Below are 16462 nucleotides of genomic sequence, written 5' to 3'. Positions count from 1 at the left end.
CCGAGTGTAATTTTTGTGCACCACCATTTGGCCTTTCCGTCTTGAATCGGCAAATACTCGATACCGCTCGTAACTTGTCGGAAGCGATTGACACCTGAAAGCCATCGACACATTTTCTGCTTGACCCCCTAAATGGCGCAGGTTGGCAACCGCGTCAGCCAGACATCGGGAGATACCCATGCTGGATCGTGATCAGTTGGAAACTTTTGCTGTGGTGATTGAGCAGCAGAGCTTTGAAAAAGCGGCAACTGCATTGAGCATCACAAGGGGTGCCGTCTCCCAACGAATCAAGGCACTCGAAGAATCGTTGTCTACAGTTCTGGTGCTTCGGGATCGGCCAGTGTCCCCCACCCCAGCGGGAGAAGTGCTCCTCCGCCACGTGAAGGCGTTGCGGATTTTGGAAGGCTCGGCCTTGCAGGAGCTGGTGCCTCGACCCAAACCACATGCCCCTGTACCCCTGTCCATTGCTGTCAATGCTGATTCATTGGCCACATGGTTTCCAGAGGTGTTGAAGGAACTCCTTCTGAGCCAGCTTGTGGCCCTGGAAGTGATTGCAGACGACCAGGATCACACTTCTCAGTTGCTTTCACGTGGCGAAGTCATTGGGTGCATATCGACCAGTCCCAAAGCAGCCGACGGCTTCGTGGCCGAATGTCTCGGCGCCATGGAGTACCGCTGCTATTCAACGTCTGAATTCGCGCAGAGCGCCTTTCCAGACGGATTGACTGTTCCGTCGGTTCTCGCTGCACCTGCCGTTCTCTTCAATCGAAAAGATTCTCTGCATGACGACTTCCTGAAAAGCCGATTCGGGTTTTCGATTGACCGGTACGCGAAACACTTTCTACCTTCGCCAGTGGCCTTGCTGGAGGGAGTGGCAATGGGTGCTGGCTATGGCCTGATACCGAGCACCCAGGCCCAAGCATTGGTCGACAGTGGACGGCTCATTGACCTGTGCCCCAACCACGGGGTCATGGTCGATCTCTACTGGCACCACTGGGAACTCGAACCGCCTTTGGCTCACGACATCACTGCGCTGATCGTCAAGGTGGCTCAGCGAGAGCTGGTTTCGCGCGCAGTTGACGATTCTGTGGAGGTGGTGGCAGGGTCGGGCGACTCAGCGACAAGACTTCGTCACGTCAGCCCGCTGGTGGCCAGCGACAAGGCCAAAGCCGACTGCAACACCCATTGATGCTGCAAGTCCGGCGCCCAGCGAGAGAGCGTCAGCCTGCGGGGCCAACAGACCCAGCCAACTTGCTGCATAAACGCATCCAGACACGACAAGCCCCGCGACAACGGTGGCCCTGGCACGCTGGTGCGTGAGGCTGATATCTGCCAGCAGCGCAGCAAAGCAAACACCGACGCTGGCCAGGTAAATGATGTTGACCGACACCATGGTTTCTACGATGCCCTGATCTCGCGAGGCAAGTGCAGCGCCGATGAAGAGTGCTGCGGCCGAAGCAAGCCTGGGTCGGCTCTTGCCCGTCGGGGTCGTACTCATCGCGGATGCCATGGCCCGCAGAATCGCCGCACCCGAACCCAGCGCAGCAAGAGACAGTGCGACCAACATGCCGGCTCCCAGTCCCCCAGCAAGGCCGCCTACGGCGTGGGACAACGCCCAGGGGATGACTTGCTTGCCATCTGGCATGTCCGCCAGCACACCGCCTGACTGCATGGCCATCACAACAGCCGCTGGCAAGAACCCAATGAGAATCAGCGCCAGTCCGGCCATGGCGCACCCGACCACGGCGTTCCGGGCGGTTCGACCAGACATCACGAACTGGTGATAGTCGGCCCCCGTGACAACCAGTAGGCAAACGGCGAGCGACATGGTGCCCAGTTGTGTTGGACTGAAGGTATCCAGATCCTCCACAAATCTAGGTACTGCCCCCAGGTAGAGTGCCAGCCCATCAGCAGCTACGAGCGCGTACACCAGAACCAACCCGCTCAACAGGAGACATCCAGCAAAGACGCCCGACGCGATGCGCAAGCTCATCTGTGCTGCAGCGTAGATCAGCCCCAGCACGACGATCAGTCCATGCGGATCGGGTACTCCCAGCAAGCGGGCGACAGCCACTCCGCCATGAATCTGTGCGGCGAGCACACCTGCCATCCAGACCAGAGACAGCGCCGCCACCAAGCCGCGCAGTTGTGTGCCGTAGGCACGCCCAAACAAGTCCCACACTGACAAGCCAGACCTCCACAAAGGCTTTGCCACCAGTGCAAGTGCGAGCATGCCGAACCCAGTGGCAATGCCGTAGATGCTTCCTGCCATCCCGTGGGTCAGGGCCAGCTCCCCAGAGCCGAACAAGAAGCCGATGCCGTAGCTGGCCGACACCAACAACGCCGCGATCTGGACGCTGCTCAGGACGCGATCCATCACTTCGCCGCCCTGCTCTGCCAATCGGCTATCACCGCATTCGCGGTGCGAAAGTAGGCGCGGCAGATGTGTGATCGATCCTCGAACATGGGCAACTGACACAGCAGTGCGTGAGCTTCGGGAAGTCGGTAGTACGGAACCGCTGGCAACAGATGGTGGGTGAGGTGGTAGCCGTTGTTGCGCGGATGAATGGTCCAGCGCCAGGGGCCGTGACAGACCATGTCACGAGTGAAGCCAAACACCCCACCCGGCTGCAGTCCGAAGTGATCGCACATCTCGCGAAAGGTGGTGATGCAATGGAAGAACGTCGCCCGCGCAATTAGCCATAGCAACACAAAAGCCAACGCAAAATCGCCACCACCCAACAGGGCCAGGACACCGAGGAGGCCTACCCACCATCCCAAGATGAAGGCTTTGCTCCGCACGCTGACCTCCTTCAGGAACAGGTGACCGCTCAGTGAGCCTAGCCAGGTAGGCCATGAGAGCAAGCACCTGGTGAAACTGACCACCCAAAGCGATGGCAGATTTTCCTGCCCCGGTATCAGGTCGGGGTCACCTTGCGTGCGGCCCAACTCCAGGTGGTGCTGGAAATGTGTTTCCCGATATCGGGAGAGGCTGGCAAACAGCATTGGCGCCACCAGTGCACGAGCGACAAGATCGTTCCGACCTTTTTCTCGCAAGATATTCCGGTGACCCGCGTCGTGCAGGATGTTGCCCAGTGCCCTTTGCCGATTGGCGATCACCAGCGCGGACAACGGCGCAAGCACGGCATCGATCCAAACGACAGCGGCGACTGCGCCCAGAATCAAGGCCCAATCGAACGCAATATCGAGCAGCACCCGCGCAGGACGCAGCTTGAACAATTCGCTGTAGGGGCTGCCCTGCTGCCTCAATTGGTCTCGAAGATCGGCCATGTCCACGAGGACTTCGGAAGTCGGTGCCATGTGGACACTCCTTCTCACTGTGCTTTGCCGTGTGATGCCCGGCGGTCAAAGCAGTGGTTGGCGGGAGACTGTTCCAGGCTGCGCCAGACGGTAGCAGCAGATCCCTCTTGGACGCCGGAGTTTAGGAACTTTGGCCGTGCGTCAATTCAGCTAAACCGACCCATTCGGTGGCGCAACTGCGCACTTGTGCATGTGCCGGACGAACGCCAGCCGCCCATAATCAGTACCGAAAGCCAACACCATTGCCGTGCGCAGGAGACCATCGGATGAGCGGAGAAAAAGACCAAGTTCGGCTGCAGAAATTGATGGCCCCTGAGCTTCGGCCAGAGACCTACGTCTACTGCACCTTCCAGGATCACTGCCTCCCTGTTGACTTCTCTCCCATCTGCACCTTCAGGGAATCAGAAGGACTGACGGCCATCGTGGAACGCTCCCAAGCAGTTCAGGCCAAAGTGCCCTACATCTTCGAGGCCAAACTCATCACGCTCACCGTGCATTCGTCGCTGGAAGCCATCGGCTTTCTGGCCATGATCGCCACAGCCCTGGCCAGAGCAGGCATCCCTTGCAATGCGGTCGCCGCCTTTCACCACGATCACCTGTTCATCCCCGTGAATCGGGCCGACGATGCGTTTATGTTGCTGGAGGCTTTGAGCCAAAGCAGCGCACCCGCAGTGATTTGACGAGCCGCGTGCATTGGGTAGTCGTCGTTTAGCGGGATTGACCCAGCTGCAGATTTGATCACCCTGACCGGATTTCCTTTGACATCGCGCGACGCGTTTGTCTACCCTCCCCTCTATCCAGTCAGTTGAGACTTGAAGCGGGGGTCACTCGGTGCCAGCACCGCGTGGCCTGTCGGTCAACCCGATCTGCAGGGGCGGAGATGAACAATTTTCAGACTCCCATGGTGATGGCATTAGCACCAACCGTGTTGTCCAGAACCTCGGTCAAACGCCGCATCGATCCCATCGACGCGCCCGCTCGCCCTCTGGGTGCCAAGCGCTCGGCGCTGGTCGCAAAGCGTGCTGATTCTTCCGTTTTGACTCGGAACCGAAATGCTGCAATTGCAGCGCCGGGAGATACGTTGCTGGCCACCGTTGATGGCGCTGTATCCATCCTGCTGCGCGCCACCAACTACGGTCTGTTGATGGAGCGCACCCAACGTCAAGGTGTGGGCATGCGGCTGGTGCAGACGATGGTGTTTGGTGACGTGAAGACCTTCGACCACTGGTGTGCGGTTGAGCCACTTCGCTTTGAAGATGGCCTGCTATTCAGCAAGCTGGTTCGCGCAGGTCATGCAGCATTCGCAGACTATCGCTGAAGGCAGCGGATATCGGTCGAGCGAGCATGCAGCCATGAACGACATTCGCGTTTTACAGCTGCTTCCGCTGATCGCAGAGGCGGGGTCCACTGGAGAAGTGATAAGCCTGTTTCACGAGGCAGTGGAAGGTCTTGGTGCTGATGCCGGCGTCTTCCTGAGTTGCCTTCGAGACGATGCAACGCGAACCTCCCTTCGATCCCTGTGGGCTTGCGATCCATCGTGGGCTGCGGACTACGCGTCTCAACGGAGGTTCGAACACGATCCCTGGCTACGGCATGCGTCAACCGACGCAGAACCAATCCGCTCCAGCGACCTGGTCTGCTCATCAACCGAAGAAAATGCCTTCATCCGCGCAGCCGCGGAGCACAGCTTCTCCTCTACCCTGGTTGCCCCTGCCCCTAGCCCCGTTGGCCTTTCCCGGGTGGGCGTCCTATGCCTGGGATCAGCTGATTCAGGCAGGTTTGGCGGCGAGAACTACCCACAAGTTCGGGTGCTGGCGCGTGCGCTCGCCATGGAGCTGCATCAGTGGATCGCAAAGTCCATGCGTGAAGAGTTACTCCAAGGAGTGCGCCTTACGGAAGTCGACCTGCACCTCTTGCGTCATGAGGCTGCCGGCCACAGCAGCAAAGTCATCGGCGCCACCATGAATGTGGAGGCCAAAACCATCGACTGTCGGTTTCAGCGGCTCAATGCCAAGCTGGGGGTGCCTGACCGGCGTTCAGCCGTCCGCATCGCCCGTCTCTACGGAATTCTGTAGGCTGGATGCGGTCGATGCGAATCATTGATCGAACCTTCCAGATCACTTTTTGGCAGATGCCCACGTCGGAGCAAACGCACTCCCGGGTCTGTTGGGCGGACAAGGCGCTCGGGCTGAGCTAGGATGACATCGGAAATTTCGAGATTCCCATGAAGACACAGCAGCAATATCGCCGATTCTTCAGCGCCTTTGGCTATGCATTGTTCCGCAATCTATTCTCACCGCAAGAGATGGCGCTGCTATCAACGGAGTTTGACGAGTGCATGGGGTTGGCGAGTCGTTCTGGAGCGAGCAAACAGCGTCGCTTGATTCGCCTGTTGATGGATGAAGACAGTCCGGCGTTAGGTTCGCTAGCAATTGATCGACGTCTGTGTGAAGTCTCCAGCATCTTGCTCGGCAGGTCCACAATTTGCGTTCAAGTGGCTGGGACTAGCCATGTCGGTGACACCCAGTGGCACAGCGACAACCTAAGCCTTCCCTACAAGGGCGTGAAGTTTTTGATGTACCTCGATGCACTTGATGCCCGCAATGGCGCCTTGCGTGTACTTCCGGGATCTCATCGGCAAGCAGGTCGCAGCGACCGACTCATGTGCTATGCCCCCCTTGACTCGTTTGGCCTCACCGGTAGTGAACTGCCGGCGCAGGTGTTACACACGAATCCTGGCGATGTTATCGCCTTCGCACACCCTCTTTGGCACGCTTCGTTTAACGGGCGACAGGGGCGGCGGATGGTTGAGATCAACTACTATGCCGACCCACGCAATCCAATGGAGGAACGTGCCTTCTACGCACAAATGCAGATGAATCACCGCGCTGCTCGCGAGGCTGGGGTTCGCATGTACCCTCTTTCGTGGAGAGCGTCAGAGCATTCGGAACAGAGTCGCTGGATTCATCGCTTAGCTGAGCTTGGAGTTCTTGATCCCCCGTCAACCAAGATCTCTCGGGGGAGAAAAGTAGACATGCAGCCCAGCCCACCGAAACCCCCGTTGTAGTTGAAGCTTCGATCGATGCGAACGGTCAAAACGTTTTCCACCCCAAGACGGCTCGCAAGAAGCGTCTGTGTTTGCAGACATCCGGCTGGCATTAGGACAGACCCCGGGTGAAGGTAAACAAAGTTGAGTGCCCGTCTACGAACCTCGTTCAGTGGCGCGACGAACAGCTCGGCACCGAGCGCGCGAGACGCTGCTTCGACATCGGCGCGGCCGATCTCCACTAGTCGCGGTGAAACAAGCAACAGCGTGCTACCACTCTGCGTCCGTGCAACAGCACAGTCCAGATCAATGTGTGCTGGTCCGCGTCGCGAACGCCCGAGCGGCGCAGGTATTGAGATTATTCTGTAACTTCCGGGTGCTGGTGGGAGATCAGGCTTGGCCAATAGTTCAGAAGACACCAGAAGAGACTGCCCTACCTTAACGACCATTCCACCCTCGCACCAAGGCGAGACACAGACTTTCTGCGTTCCGCATCGTTGAGCAATTTGTCGGGCAGCAGCGGACCGCGCTATTGCAACGCTCCCTTCGTAGGCTTGGACCGCGTCCTTGGGCCAACGCAGGCGGTATGCTTCCAAGTCGTTCCTGGCCGGAATGCGAAGCACACTGCTGTTGTCAAGCTGCTCCAGTTTTTCCGCTGCATGTAGGGCAATGGGTGGGGCGCTCGCGCAGACAGCGGGATAGAGAAACCTAAGGTCGACGTCAACTCGAGCAAGTAACAGCCGAAGCGAAGCCTGTCGAGACGCCGCCGCCGGAGCAGTGTTCCACTGACCAGCCATAACTAGAATTCCTCGCATGCTTGAGTTCGAATTCAAAACGAAGAGACTCTGGGTGAGGCCGCTTGAGCCGACGGATTACGAGGCTTGTATGCGCACGCGTGGGCGATCGCAGCTTTCGAAGGCGGAGATGGAAGGTGGCTCACTTGCCGTGTCCTTGTCTGATCGAGCGGAGTTCGGGCGCATGACCGACTACCGATTGGATCAAATGCTAGAGGATCGGAGCTATCGATTCGGCGTCTTCGTAGCGCGCACAGGGGAGTTCATCGGGGAAGTGATGCTCTTCGACGTTCTCCGCGGCAACCGACAGATGGCTAGTATCGGCGCCATAGTACACACTGCATATCGGCGCCAAGGGTATGCAAGCGAAGCTTTACGCGGATTGATTCGGTTCGGGTTTCGCAGGCTCCATCTGCACCGCATAGAAGGGCAAGCTCGTCCCGAAAATGCCATGTCGATTCACATGTGCAAATCTATTGGGTTTCAGGAGGAAGGAACGAGCGCAGGTCGATTTAAGGAGGGAGGTCGATGGTTCGACGCGTTAATCTTGGCAATGGTGCGTGGACGGAAACGCTAACACCTGGCCGCGCTTGACGGGCTTGCGCTTGCATATGTCGGAGACCTGCCCGGCACTGACCACACGAGAAGCTCCAGTCTTTTGCGCTTGGCGAACCGCACCCCTGAACTTCCGGGCTGTCTCGCAGGGCCAGTAAAACCGGTGAGCGTTTGAAGATCGACTCGATAGACTGTCGGCGCACATTGCCGGCGCACATATCGGGCAACTCTCGCATTAAGTCGCACCCGAAAACGTCCCCATTGGGCATGATCGCAATGCTTCTTCGACCAGCTAGGCACATACTTCGTCCCCAACGTGCATTCGAATCCGGTGCAATCCGCCACACCGACTGCATCTGCTCTAGTAAGCCAGCGCGCTCCAGCGGCTCTTGCAGCTCGACTGGTGTCGGATCTTCATGTGGAAACAATAACGACACGGAGAGGGCAGGCAAGGGATCGGTTGCGAGGAAGCGCGTGAGATCCACAATGGCTGCAGACCATTCCACATAGGTAGGGAATCTCGTAGGGGCTGAGTTCGCCGCCCCGCCCATACCTAACAGGATGAAGCTGAGGGATTCAAACCCCTGCTGTGACGCAAACTGGCAAAGCGCTTTCAAGTGAGGCAATGTTGCAGATGTGACCGCGGTCATCATGCGATGACGTATGTCGAGGCTGTTGCACTTCTCCACCATTGCTGTCAGCCGCTCGAAAGCACGCGGCATCCCGCGTGAAGCGTCATGCAGCTCGGCGGTGTGCCCGTCAACACTAAAGGATATCGCGTCCACTCCGCATTCGCGAACGACGTCGAGATGTCGGGCCTTCAGCACTGTAGCGTTAGTTAGCACCGAGCTGAAGAAGCCATGACCTCCAAGAGCCTGCAGGATGCCCTCGATGTCGCGACGAACAAATGGCTCGCCTCCGACTACTCGAACTACCTGTGTGCCCAAACGATCAAGCTGTGCGAGGACATCTCTGATCTCGTCCAAGCTCAACTCATCACATCGCTCTGTTACCGTCTTGACGGGAACGGAACAGAAGTCACAACGCAGGTTACATCGCGCTGTGACGTTCAGGTCCACATCAAAGAGACCTAGCTGGGCGTTCAACGATTTCACGGCAGCCGCCCAGCTCTTAGGTACTAGCTCTTCGTAACCTTCTTGGCGGCAGGCTTCTTCTTTGCAGGTGCAGTCTTTGCAGGAGCTTTTGCAAGCTTAGTCTTGATTGAAGCCACCTCTTTGGCGAGTGCCGCGTAGCTCTTCTTGAGTGCCAGCAACTCCTTCTTCAGCGCTTTCACCTCGAGCACAAGAGCCATATGTCCATCTCTAGGCCATGACATAGCTTCTTCCTTTCGATCACGTTGATTGAATGAGCCACACAAGTCCTGCTTTGGCCTCGCTCCTCCCGCCGAACCCGTGGCAGACTCAGTATAGTTTTAAGGCACAGCTCCGGCAAGCACCGCCGATTGGTATGCTTCACGCAATTTGTGAGTGTGTGGCGTTTCGGGAGCGATAACATGGCTCTAGATTTGACAATCGTTCGTGCATCCATCCATCCTGGGATTGGCGTTGCACGAGTCGGAAACAGTCTCGATGACTTCGTTGTCGCGCCCGAAGTTCGTCACCCTCCACCCATGCCTCGTGGATTCCTGCGAGATTCGTCAGGGGCGCTCAAGCGGGAGGCTGCACGCTTCAGGATCTATGGGTATAACGCGACGGGGCAAGTGGTACAGGAGATTACTGCTTCTAATGCGACCGTCGAATGGGAGGTTGAGCTGGCGAACTCGAAATCCGCCTGGTACCAGTTCCAGATCGCTTTGGATGTTCCTGAAGCCGTGTCTGCAGCCCCGAGTCTCCTTCGAAATCCGAACATATTAGACCGCGATAGGCTCGCGATCCGACCAGGCTTGCGACGCATATCCGGTGTTGGCCAACACGGCGCTGCCTATCGCTTTGACAGCGGAACTTTCGCAGGCAAATCGGTATACCTCGGGGAGGTTCGCACGGACGATCATGGACGTCTTCTGGTACTCGGTGGGCGTGGGGTATCGGCGTCAGTAGATGGAACGCCGGCGACCACTTTCGCAAACAACGATGGCTGGTACGACGACACATCGGACGGGCCAGTACGAGCACGCGTTACCAGCAATGGGGTCTCAATCCCGGTTGAATCGGCTTGGGTGGTGGTAGCTCCACCCAACTATGGCCCTGAAATGAAGTCGGTACGAACGATGAAAGACTTGCTCGAGGATGTCTACGTCCAAGCAGGAATGATGTCGTTCCCCGGTTCGGTCTCATTCACCGAGCACATTCTTCCCATCCTCTCGCGGCAGACAAGCCTGCAATGGGCGAACAAGGGCTTCGCAGCCCAGTTTGGCTGGGGAGGTACGGCTTGCGCTGACAACTTGGAGTGGATTGCTAAGCTCAGCAGTCCGGGAGATACATGGGCCGAGCTTCGCCAGCAGGTAGCGAATTCGTTCCGACGGTATGAGCGCGACGGCACATCTCCGCAGCCATGGCCCTGGCTGTATGGCGATGCTATGGACGTGCCTCCGGCAAACACCCCAAGGCAGCATTCAACACTCACGAGGACCCAACTGAGAATGCTCGAACATTGGGCTGCAGGGCGCTTCACCAATGATTGGGATCCAACAGTTTTGCCACCTGTGGACTTGGAGAAGACGCCGCTTTCGTTGCAGCCAACGATGCTTGACGAAGCTGCAATGGACAACTGTCTTGCTGACGCCTTTCATCCAGGGTGTGAACTCACTTGGCCAATGCGCCATGCCACCTTGTTTCGTGCTCCGTTTCGAATTCGAGAAGCGTCCGCCGGGGCAGCAAGCACGGCAAAGTACGGTGCACAGCTAACTCAGGAGTCCGCGCTATCGATCGATGGGCCGTTGTATGCGCAAACGGCTGGAGACCTCACGCGATGGATGGCGGTACCGTGGCAGACAGATACGGCGAGCTGCCGTGGCGGCTACTACGCTGGGTACGGCCCGCGATATGACCCGTACCTCCCCACGTTCTGGCCTGCGCGCGTGCCGAACCAAGTCCTAACAGAAGAGGCCTATCAGAGAGCAATCGATCCAGGCCTAGGCCGGGAGGAAAGGATCTCAGCCTTCGCAAAGAGAGAGTCGTGGTTTAGGACGCTAGGCCCTGGCGGATACGAAAGCCAGATCAACCGGATGATCTCGAACTTTGCTGATATGGGCATCATCGAGTCCCGTCCCGGGATTCCTGGCGACAAAGACCTTCCCCCGGTTATGCAGGTAGAGAACCGAGTTGCACCCGATCCCGCGGCTGGCGCAGCTCACGCACCGTTGGAAGATCATATCGAACCCTTCAATTCCGAGAACGAAGCCTCTCTGCGGACATTCAGAGCCATTGGTGGCTCCGAGCAATGATGAAGACCCCACCGCGTTGGTGATCTCTTAGCTACCCGTAATGCAACTCAAGGACTTCGACGTCCTCGTGGTCGGCACCGGGCCATCTGGCTCGGTCCTAGCCAAGGAGCTTGCGCGGCATTGCCGAGTCGGACTCATAGGTAGACCGACTCAGAGCTGCCGCCGAATCGGCGAATCTCTACCCGCTGCCGCAAGGAGGATCCTGACAGACTTGCGCATGTGGGAAGAGTTCGAAGCGGCTGGCCATCGGCGGTCGTGGTTTCGGCGCTCGGTCTGGGGTGGGCCAGATGTGTTTGAAAGGGACTCGATCCTCGATCCTGACGGTGCTGGTTGGCATCTAGACAGGGACCGCTTTGACAGCATGCTGTTCGATTCGGCTCTAAGTAGTGGCGTCGAATATGGCGACTCTGCATGGCTGCGCAGACTGCACTACTGTGAGGGAGACAAATCCCGACGCTGGCGATGCGAAGTGGAAACTGCATCCGGCCTACAGGTTATCTACAGTCGAGTGATAGTCGACGCTTCAGGGCGATCAGCCAGTGTTGTCCGCCGGGTGGGAGCAAGAGCCAAGCGCCGAAGCAAGATGGTCTGCTTCTACGCTTGGTTCGATGAATGCACTCAAGAACACATTGGGGCGACTCTCATCGAATCCGCACCATACGGTTGGTGGTACAGCGCGGACGTATCGAACTCTTCGTGCGTGGTTGCTTGGCATACAGATAGCGATCTTGATTGCGGACGGCCGCGCAACGCAAGGCAATTGCTAGATCTAGCACGCGACACGAGACTGATCAGCTCGCGAATCTCTGGATGCGTAGCATCCGGGGCGCTGCACGTTGCGCCAGCCCATGAGCAGTGGGCGACGCCGGCATCTGGTCTTGACTGGCTTGCGGTAGGCGACGCGTGCTTGGCCTTCGATCCATTGGCTTCGCAAGGTCTTCTTCATGCACTAGTAACGGCACAAGAAGCTGCCGCATCCGTGCTTGCCTACATTCGGGGAACGAAAGAGTCACTCGCAGATTGGGATTCAAGAGTGCAGGTCATTCTTGCAGCCTACCTCCTGCAACGCTGCCATTTCTACGCTCTTGAGAGGCGCTGGCCAGATGCTGTGTTTTGGACGCGTCGCCACAAGTTCGAAGTTTTGGAAAGCGCTATCGACGATAACGATTGAGCTATTTTGGGTATCCGCTCAGGCGGATCAGGGGGGTGCCAGGATCGATTGCCGCGGATTACTCCAAACGACGCTCGTTCGCCACTCAATTGCTGGAATGCCGCGCAGTCAAGCGTCGCCTGCGCGCTACAACCAGCCCTCCTGTTCCGCTTTGAACCCATCGCGCTGCATAGCCAGGCAGATTTGGTGCAACGCTTGCGGCAGATCCGGCGACGCCAACAGTCGGGAGATCAAGGCTTTGTCGTGAGCGTTCAAGGCCCACGGTTGTTGTGCCGCACGCAGTTCATCAACCCCCATTTGAAATGGCTCCCACGGCAAGCCTAGGCGCTCCCAAACCCGGCCCATACCCCAGGCTATGTCCACGCCCGCGGGATCGGCGTCTGCACTTACCCGCAAGGGTGCAGGTGCGAATTGAGCGAAGTGCTCAATGGCCGCAAGCCATGCGGTAGAAGGCCTCCCGGGCATCCACGCCAGCAGGACACCGTCCGCCAGCTGCTGCGCCTGTCGTTCAAAGCTGGTGCGGTTCTCGATGAGCCACCAATGCGCTGGAGCAGCGGTGACTGCTTTCACTCGCAGAACGTCATCCAATGGCAGCGCCAGAAAGCTCACCGCATTCAGGTCGACGGTGCGCTCGTCCCAATGCAACACACCCTGCCCCGCTACCCACATCATTGGAGTGAAGTGGCTCACTCCGTACCGCTCCAGATCGAAGTGCTCTTCCAGCCATTTCCAGTCACCAGCGCCAATGGACTTGGTGTGTTCGCCGGCATGCAACGCGAAGTCGCGGCGCGTTCCTTGTCGCTCGTCTAGGCACCAGCTATATAAAGCCCTGATCCAACGATCACGCGCTTCCAGCACCTCGACTCGCTGCGCGGCGTCCTGTTCCAAACTGGATAGTGCGTGGGTCAAGTCGTCGAGCAAACCTCTGTGTTGTGAAGGCAGATCAGTCGCTTCAAGTCCACTAAGCCACTGCCGCAAATCCTCCAACAACAAGGCCCGACTTTCATTGCGCTGAGTTCTACTACCCACACCAAGCAGTTGCTTCAAGGTGTGAAGGTCCCGCCAGGTCAATGCATCCCATTGCCAGTGACCGCCTATGAGCTTTTCTTTCCGGTTGATCCACCCCTCGCGCAACAGCCAATCGCACAGGGCTTCGGAAAGCTCGATGCGATGCTGACCACCCTCCTTCAGGAGCGAATCGCGTCCACGGGATGCGTTGTCCTTGCGTACCCAGAGGGTGAGTAGCTCACGTTGCTCAACCGGCAGTAGCCCCAATTCGGAGGGCGTTGTTTTAGCGGCGGAACGCTCACGCACACCTCGTCGTATCTGAACATCCACCCACTCCATTGGTGAACCCCTCACGGTTGCGCAACGCGTCGCTTCAGCACGCCAATCGGAGGTGCCCAGCGTGCACCTGCTGGCTTTTTGGAGGTCACCAGAGTCACATCTGCTGGCTCGAACACCTCTACGTTGTGGGTGATCGGTGTGGTCAAGACGTATTGCGCGCGGGTGGACTTCAGGAAGTGGCCCACCAGCTGAATGTTCCTCACGTCGAGGTGAGCGAATGGTTCGTCGATGAACACGAAGCCGCCCGGCGTTTCCTCATCCTTAAGCAGGCCGACCAACAAAATGAGCGACTTGATGACCTGCTGTCCGCCCGAGGCCTCTCCGTCGTTCAGACCGATCTGGCCCTTGCCGTCGAAGTTGAAATTGACCTTGAGTTCGGCTTGGCGGAGTACGGTGTCGTCATTGTCTAGGTGCGGAAGATCGGCGCTGACCTCAACGCCAGCCAACTGCCCCAGTTCGACGATGTTCTTTCTGTAGCGACGCACTGTGGACCGCAACACGTCGATGTAGCGCTCGCGAGCGTTGTTCACCGCAATGCTCGCGCTGTTGTTGCTCGCTTCACGCTGCTGCAGCACCTGCTTCTGGCCTTCGACAGTGGCGGCCATCAGAGTGTGCTTTTCTTCGACGGTTGGATCAGTTTCCCAGGAGCCTTCTGTCAGATCCTTCTCTACGGCTTCGCCGCGCAGCCGCGCCTGAGTGGCGTTTTGATATGTCTTTCGCAGCGCTTCAAGCGCTTCAGTTCGAAGCCATCGGGCAGGAAACTTTTTCTTTGCTGTAGCTGATTCACTGGAGCGCTGACGCAATGCAGAGCGTTTGTCTTCCCACTCGCCCACGTACCGCCGTGCGTTCCGTTCACTTTCCTCCAGCGCGTTCTGGACGCGCTTGTAATCGGCTTCCAGAGCCGATTCCCGCTTATTCGCTGCTCCGTGCTCAGTATCCAGCGTCTGCCAGCGATGTGCGGCAGACTTACGCGCCTGTACAAGGTGTGGCAGTTGCTGACGCGCCTGTTCAAACTCATCGCTGCGACGGACCAACTCAGAAGCGGCGCTGACGCCCTTGGCTGCATCTTCGGCTGCCTTTAGCTGACGGGTATTGGTTGCCTGGTCTTTCGCCACTTGGCCCAACTGCTTGTCGAGGTCCGCCAAACGCTTCTCGATGGACTCGCGTCGTGCCGCCACGGCGGCCGCGCCGAATTGGTGCTGGCTCGGGTCAACCCACACACTGCGCCCGCCCCGGCTATCGCGCCAAAATGCTTTGGGCGTGATCCATTCACCACCCCTTTTCGTCCCCTCGGCTGGATTGGCCACACGCCGAATCTGTTCGAGCTGACGCAATAGCCATGTCGGCGCGGTGCCTGCAAATCGCAGCACTGCCAGCAGGCTCGCCGGGTCTGGAGATTTAGGCGCCTCCGCAGCCTGGGCCACCACATAGTGCCGGTATCGCTCACGCTCAGCCAGCTCCATGGCTTTGACTTCGTCACCCGCATCTTTCAGCACCACAACCCAGCGCGAGCTGCGCAGCACCCCTTCAGCCGCATCACGCCACTGCGGGTCGGTGATTTCGATCACATCGGCCAGCACATGGTGGGCGATATCCGCTTGTCGAAGCACGCGCAGAAAGCGCGACACATCCTCAGGTGGTGGCGCTTGCCGCTGGCCTTGCAGCTGGTCGAGCGAGGCCTGTGCCCGATCGCGGTCAGACTTCACCTCGTGCCAGCGGCCGTCGAGTCGTGACTTCTCCGCCTGTAACGTCTGAAGCCGAGACGTCAACTGCTCCGCATCCCCTTCAACCTTGGCCAGTTCCAGCAATTCGTTGGCATGTTTGACCAACAGCTCAACGGGGCGCTCGTTGGCGCTCGCCTCCTGCAGGGCTGCTTGTGCGCTTGCTTTGGCTTCGCCCAGCTGCAGCGCTTCTGTCTTGGCCTCTTCCTTTTGCCTTGACAGTTGCAACAGCCGCGCCCGATCTGTTGCTTGTTGTCGCAGTGTGGCGGCATGGTGGACACGCTGCCGGTGAAGCTCGCGAAGCTTACTGGCCACGTCCAGGCGTTCCTCGCTCCATGCGAGAACGGGAATAACTTCGGTCCAGAGCCGCTCCTTCTCCCGCAACTTGTTCTGGTATTGGCGGTATAGGTTAACGCGCGCCTCAAGCTGGGCCAGTTGGGTCTCCCCATGACCCAGTTCGCGCTTGGCCATCTCCATCTCTTCGGCCACTTCTTTTTGGTGCCGTCGGGCCTCTTCGTAGCGGTCCAGAACCTCCTGGTCTCCGAAAACATCAAAGACCAGACGCAGGAGCTCCTTGGGCGAGTATTCGCACAAGCGATCTGTTTGACCTTGTTCCAGCGCCAACACACGGGCAATGGCACGAGACAGGCCAGCACCTTCCAGGCGCTTGCGCCAGTTTTCGATGCCCAGCCAGTCTTTCTCAGGGACTTGGGTCAGTGCCTCGATGGAGATGTCTCCATCCGCCATGTGATAGCGCCGTTGCCAGTCGCCGCCGTTGCGCTCGATTCGGCAGGCCAGCGTTACCTGGTCACTGTAGAGAAGGCAGCGAGCAAAAGGGCGACTGGAGCTTTGCCGGCCGTGGGCTCGGTTGTCCACCGTAGCGCGCAGCCAGGCGGAGTCGGCGTTGGCGTGGCGTGCGTAGGTTTTGTAGCTGCGCCCGCCCGAACAATCCAGACCCAGCAAGGTGCGCATGGCATCTAACAGCGTGGTCTTACCTGAGCCGTTGGGGCCTGCAACCGTGATGATCGAACCATCCAATGGCAGGGTCAGTCGTTGGCAGTAGTCCCAATGCAGCAGTTCAAGGCTTTGGAGATGGAACATGTC

14 protein-coding genes and 1 pseudogene are annotated in these 16462 nt (G+C 58.4%); 9 read left to right on the top strand and 6 right to left on the bottom strand.

Annotated elements, in window-relative coordinates; translation table 11 throughout:
• The first annotated feature begins 178 nt into the window (after nucleotides 1-178).
• A complete protein-coding gene (locus KXJ60_RS10815; protein WP_291127092.1) occupies nucleotides 179-1189 on the top strand; it encodes an HTH-type transcriptional regulator ArgP in 1011 nt (336 codons plus the stop codon).
• Here the strand turns inward: KXJ60_RS10815 and KXJ60_RS10810 are convergent.
• Both KXJ60_RS10810 and KXJ60_RS10805 read right to left on the bottom strand, forming a co-directional pair.
• Entirely contained in the window at nucleotides 1115-2377 is a 1263-nt protein-coding gene (locus KXJ60_RS10810) for a hypothetical protein (RefSeq protein WP_291127090.1), read from the bottom strand. The genes KXJ60_RS10815 and KXJ60_RS10810 overlap by 75 nt on opposite strands.
• Nucleotides 2377-3321, bottom strand: coding sequence for a fatty acid desaturase family protein (locus KXJ60_RS10805; protein WP_291127088.1), 945 nt, complete (start codon nucleotides 3319-3321; stop codon nucleotides 2377-2379). The genes KXJ60_RS10810 and KXJ60_RS10805 overlap by 1 nt, the downstream gene beginning before the upstream one ends.
• Before the next feature lie 266 nt (nucleotides 3322-3587).
• Between KXJ60_RS10805 and KXJ60_RS10800 the strand changes: the two genes are divergently transcribed.
• From KXJ60_RS10800 to KXJ60_RS21680, 5 genes are all read left to right on the top strand, one after another.
• Complete coding sequence (locus KXJ60_RS10800) at nucleotides 3588-4001, top strand: ACT domain-containing protein (RefSeq protein ID WP_291127086.1); 414 nt, start codon at nucleotides 3588-3590, stop codon at nucleotides 3999-4001.
• Nucleotides 4002-4201: 200 nt separating this feature from the next.
• The gene (locus KXJ60_RS10795) at nucleotides 4202-4639 is read left to right on the top strand and encodes a hypothetical protein (protein WP_291127084.1); all 438 of its coding nucleotides are present in this window, start codon (nucleotides 4202-4204) and stop codon (nucleotides 4637-4639) included.
• A 34-nt stretch (nucleotides 4640-4673) separates the two neighbouring features.
• Nucleotides 4674-5396, top strand: coding sequence for an autoinducer binding domain-containing protein (locus KXJ60_RS10790; RefSeq protein WP_291127081.1), 723 nt, complete (start codon nucleotides 4674-4676; stop codon nucleotides 5394-5396).
• Nucleotides 5397-5545: 149 nt separating this feature from the next.
• Nucleotides 5546-6388, top strand: coding sequence for a phytanoyl-CoA dioxygenase family protein (locus KXJ60_RS10785; RefSeq protein ID WP_291127080.1), 843 nt, complete (start codon nucleotides 5546-5548; stop codon nucleotides 6386-6388).
• A 792-nt stretch (nucleotides 6389-7180) separates the two neighbouring features.
• A complete protein-coding gene (locus KXJ60_RS21680; RefSeq protein WP_363318065.1) occupies nucleotides 7181-7738 on the top strand; it encodes a GNAT family N-acetyltransferase in 558 nt (185 codons plus the stop codon).
• Here the strand turns inward: KXJ60_RS21680 and KXJ60_RS10780 are convergent.
• The gene (locus tag KXJ60_RS10780; protein ID WP_291127132.1) at nucleotides 7674-8795 is read right to left on the bottom strand and encodes a radical SAM protein; all 1122 of its coding nucleotides are present in this window, start codon (nucleotides 8793-8795) and stop codon (nucleotides 7674-7676) included. The genes KXJ60_RS21680 and KXJ60_RS10780 overlap by 65 nt on opposite strands.
• Nucleotides 8796-8854: 59 nt before the next feature.
• Nucleotides 8855-9028: a hypothetical protein gene (locus tag KXJ60_RS10775; RefSeq protein ID WP_291127079.1), complete on the bottom strand. Its 174-nt coding sequence runs from the start codon at nucleotides 9026-9028 to the stop codon at nucleotides 8855-8857.
• Between the two features lie 201 nt (nucleotides 9029-9229).
• On the opposite strand from KXJ60_RS10775, the pseudogene KXJ60_RS10770 reads away from it, so the two are divergent.
• The 3 genes and pseudogenes from KXJ60_RS10770 to KXJ60_RS10760 form a co-directional block, all read left to right on the top strand.
• A pseudogene (locus KXJ60_RS10770) lies at nucleotides 9230-9889 on the top strand (LodA/GoxA family CTQ-dependent oxidase); the annotation flags it as partial.
• A 54-nt stretch (nucleotides 9890-9943) separates the two neighbouring features.
• A complete protein-coding gene (locus KXJ60_RS10765) occupies nucleotides 9944-11119 on the top strand; it encodes a LodA/GoxA family CTQ-dependent oxidase (RefSeq protein ID WP_291127130.1) in 1176 nt (391 codons plus the stop codon).
• A gap of 40 nt (nucleotides 11120-11159) precedes the next feature.
• The gene (locus KXJ60_RS10760) at nucleotides 11160-12290 is read left to right on the top strand and encodes an FAD-dependent monooxygenase (RefSeq protein ID WP_291127077.1); all 1131 of its coding nucleotides are present in this window, start codon (nucleotides 11160-11162) and stop codon (nucleotides 12288-12290) included.
• Nucleotides 12291-12416: 126 nt separating this feature from the next.
• On the opposite strand, the gene KXJ60_RS10755 is transcribed toward KXJ60_RS10760, so the two are convergent.
• Nucleotides 12417-13637 carry a DUF2399 domain-containing protein gene (locus tag KXJ60_RS10755; protein ID WP_291127075.1) on the bottom strand — a complete coding sequence of 407 codons (1221 nt, stop codon included), beginning with the start codon at nucleotides 13635-13637 and terminating at the stop codon, nucleotides 12417-12419.
• An 11-nt stretch (nucleotides 13638-13648) separates the two neighbouring features.
• A complete protein-coding gene (locus KXJ60_RS10750) occupies nucleotides 13649-16459 on the bottom strand; it encodes an ATP-binding protein (RefSeq protein ID WP_291127073.1) in 2811 nt (936 codons plus the stop codon).
• Nucleotides 16460-16462: the final 3 nt, after the last annotated feature.

Origin of the sequence: Hydrogenophaga sp. (assembly GCF_019264445.1) — a bacterium.
Lineage (GTDB): Bacteria > Pseudomonadota > Gammaproteobacteria > Burkholderiales > Burkholderiaceae_C > Hydrogenophaga.
The sequence above is the reverse complement of the archived record's forward strand: the minus strand, read 5'-3'. Positions and strand labels throughout refer to the sequence as shown.

Bases quoted from the DNA above. Each gene is read 5' to 3' on its own strand.
- KXJ60_RS10750 (WP_291127073.1), bottom strand. From the start codon at position 16,459: ATGTTCCATCTCCAAAGCCTTGAACTGCTGCATTGGGACTACTGCCAA.
- KXJ60_RS10755 (WP_291127075.1), bottom strand. From the start codon at position 13,637: ATGGAGTGGGTGGATGTTCAGATACGACGAGGTGTGCGTGAGCGTTCC.
- KXJ60_RS10760 (WP_291127077.1), top strand. From the start codon at position 11,160: ATGCAACTCAAGGACTTCGACGTCCTCGTGGTCGGCACCGGGCCATCT.
- KXJ60_RS10805 (WP_291127088.1), bottom strand. From the start codon at position 3,321: ATGGCACCGACTTCCGAAGTCCTCGTGGACATGGCCGATCTTCGAGAC.
- KXJ60_RS10790 (WP_291127081.1), top strand. From the start codon at position 4,674: ATGAACGACATTCGCGTTTTACAGCTGCTTCCGCTGATCGCAGAGGCG.
- KXJ60_RS10795 (WP_291127084.1), top strand. From the start codon at position 4,202: ATGAACAATTTTCAGACTCCCATGGTGATGGCATTAGCACCAACCGTG.
- KXJ60_RS10810 (WP_291127090.1), bottom strand. From the start codon at position 2,377: ATGGATCGCGTCCTGAGCAGCGTCCAGATCGCGGCGTTGTTGGTGTCG.
- KXJ60_RS10800 (WP_291127086.1), top strand. From the start codon at position 3,588: ATGAGCGGAGAAAAAGACCAAGTTCGGCTGCAGAAATTGATGGCCCCT.
- KXJ60_RS21680 (WP_363318065.1), top strand. From the start codon at position 7,181: ATGCTTGAGTTCGAATTCAAAACGAAGAGACTCTGGGTGAGGCCGCTT.
- KXJ60_RS10815 (WP_291127092.1), top strand. From the start codon at position 179: ATGCTGGATCGTGATCAGTTGGAAACTTTTGCTGTGGTGATTGAGCAG.
- KXJ60_RS10785 (WP_291127080.1), top strand. From the start codon at position 5,546: ATGAAGACACAGCAGCAATATCGCCGATTCTTCAGCGCCTTTGGCTAT.
- KXJ60_RS10765 (WP_291127130.1), top strand. From the start codon at position 9,944: ATGAAAGACTTGCTCGAGGATGTCTACGTCCAAGCAGGAATGATGTCG.
- KXJ60_RS10775 (WP_291127079.1), bottom strand. From the start codon at position 9,028: ATGGCTCTTGTGCTCGAGGTGAAAGCGCTGAAGAAGGAGTTGCTGGCA.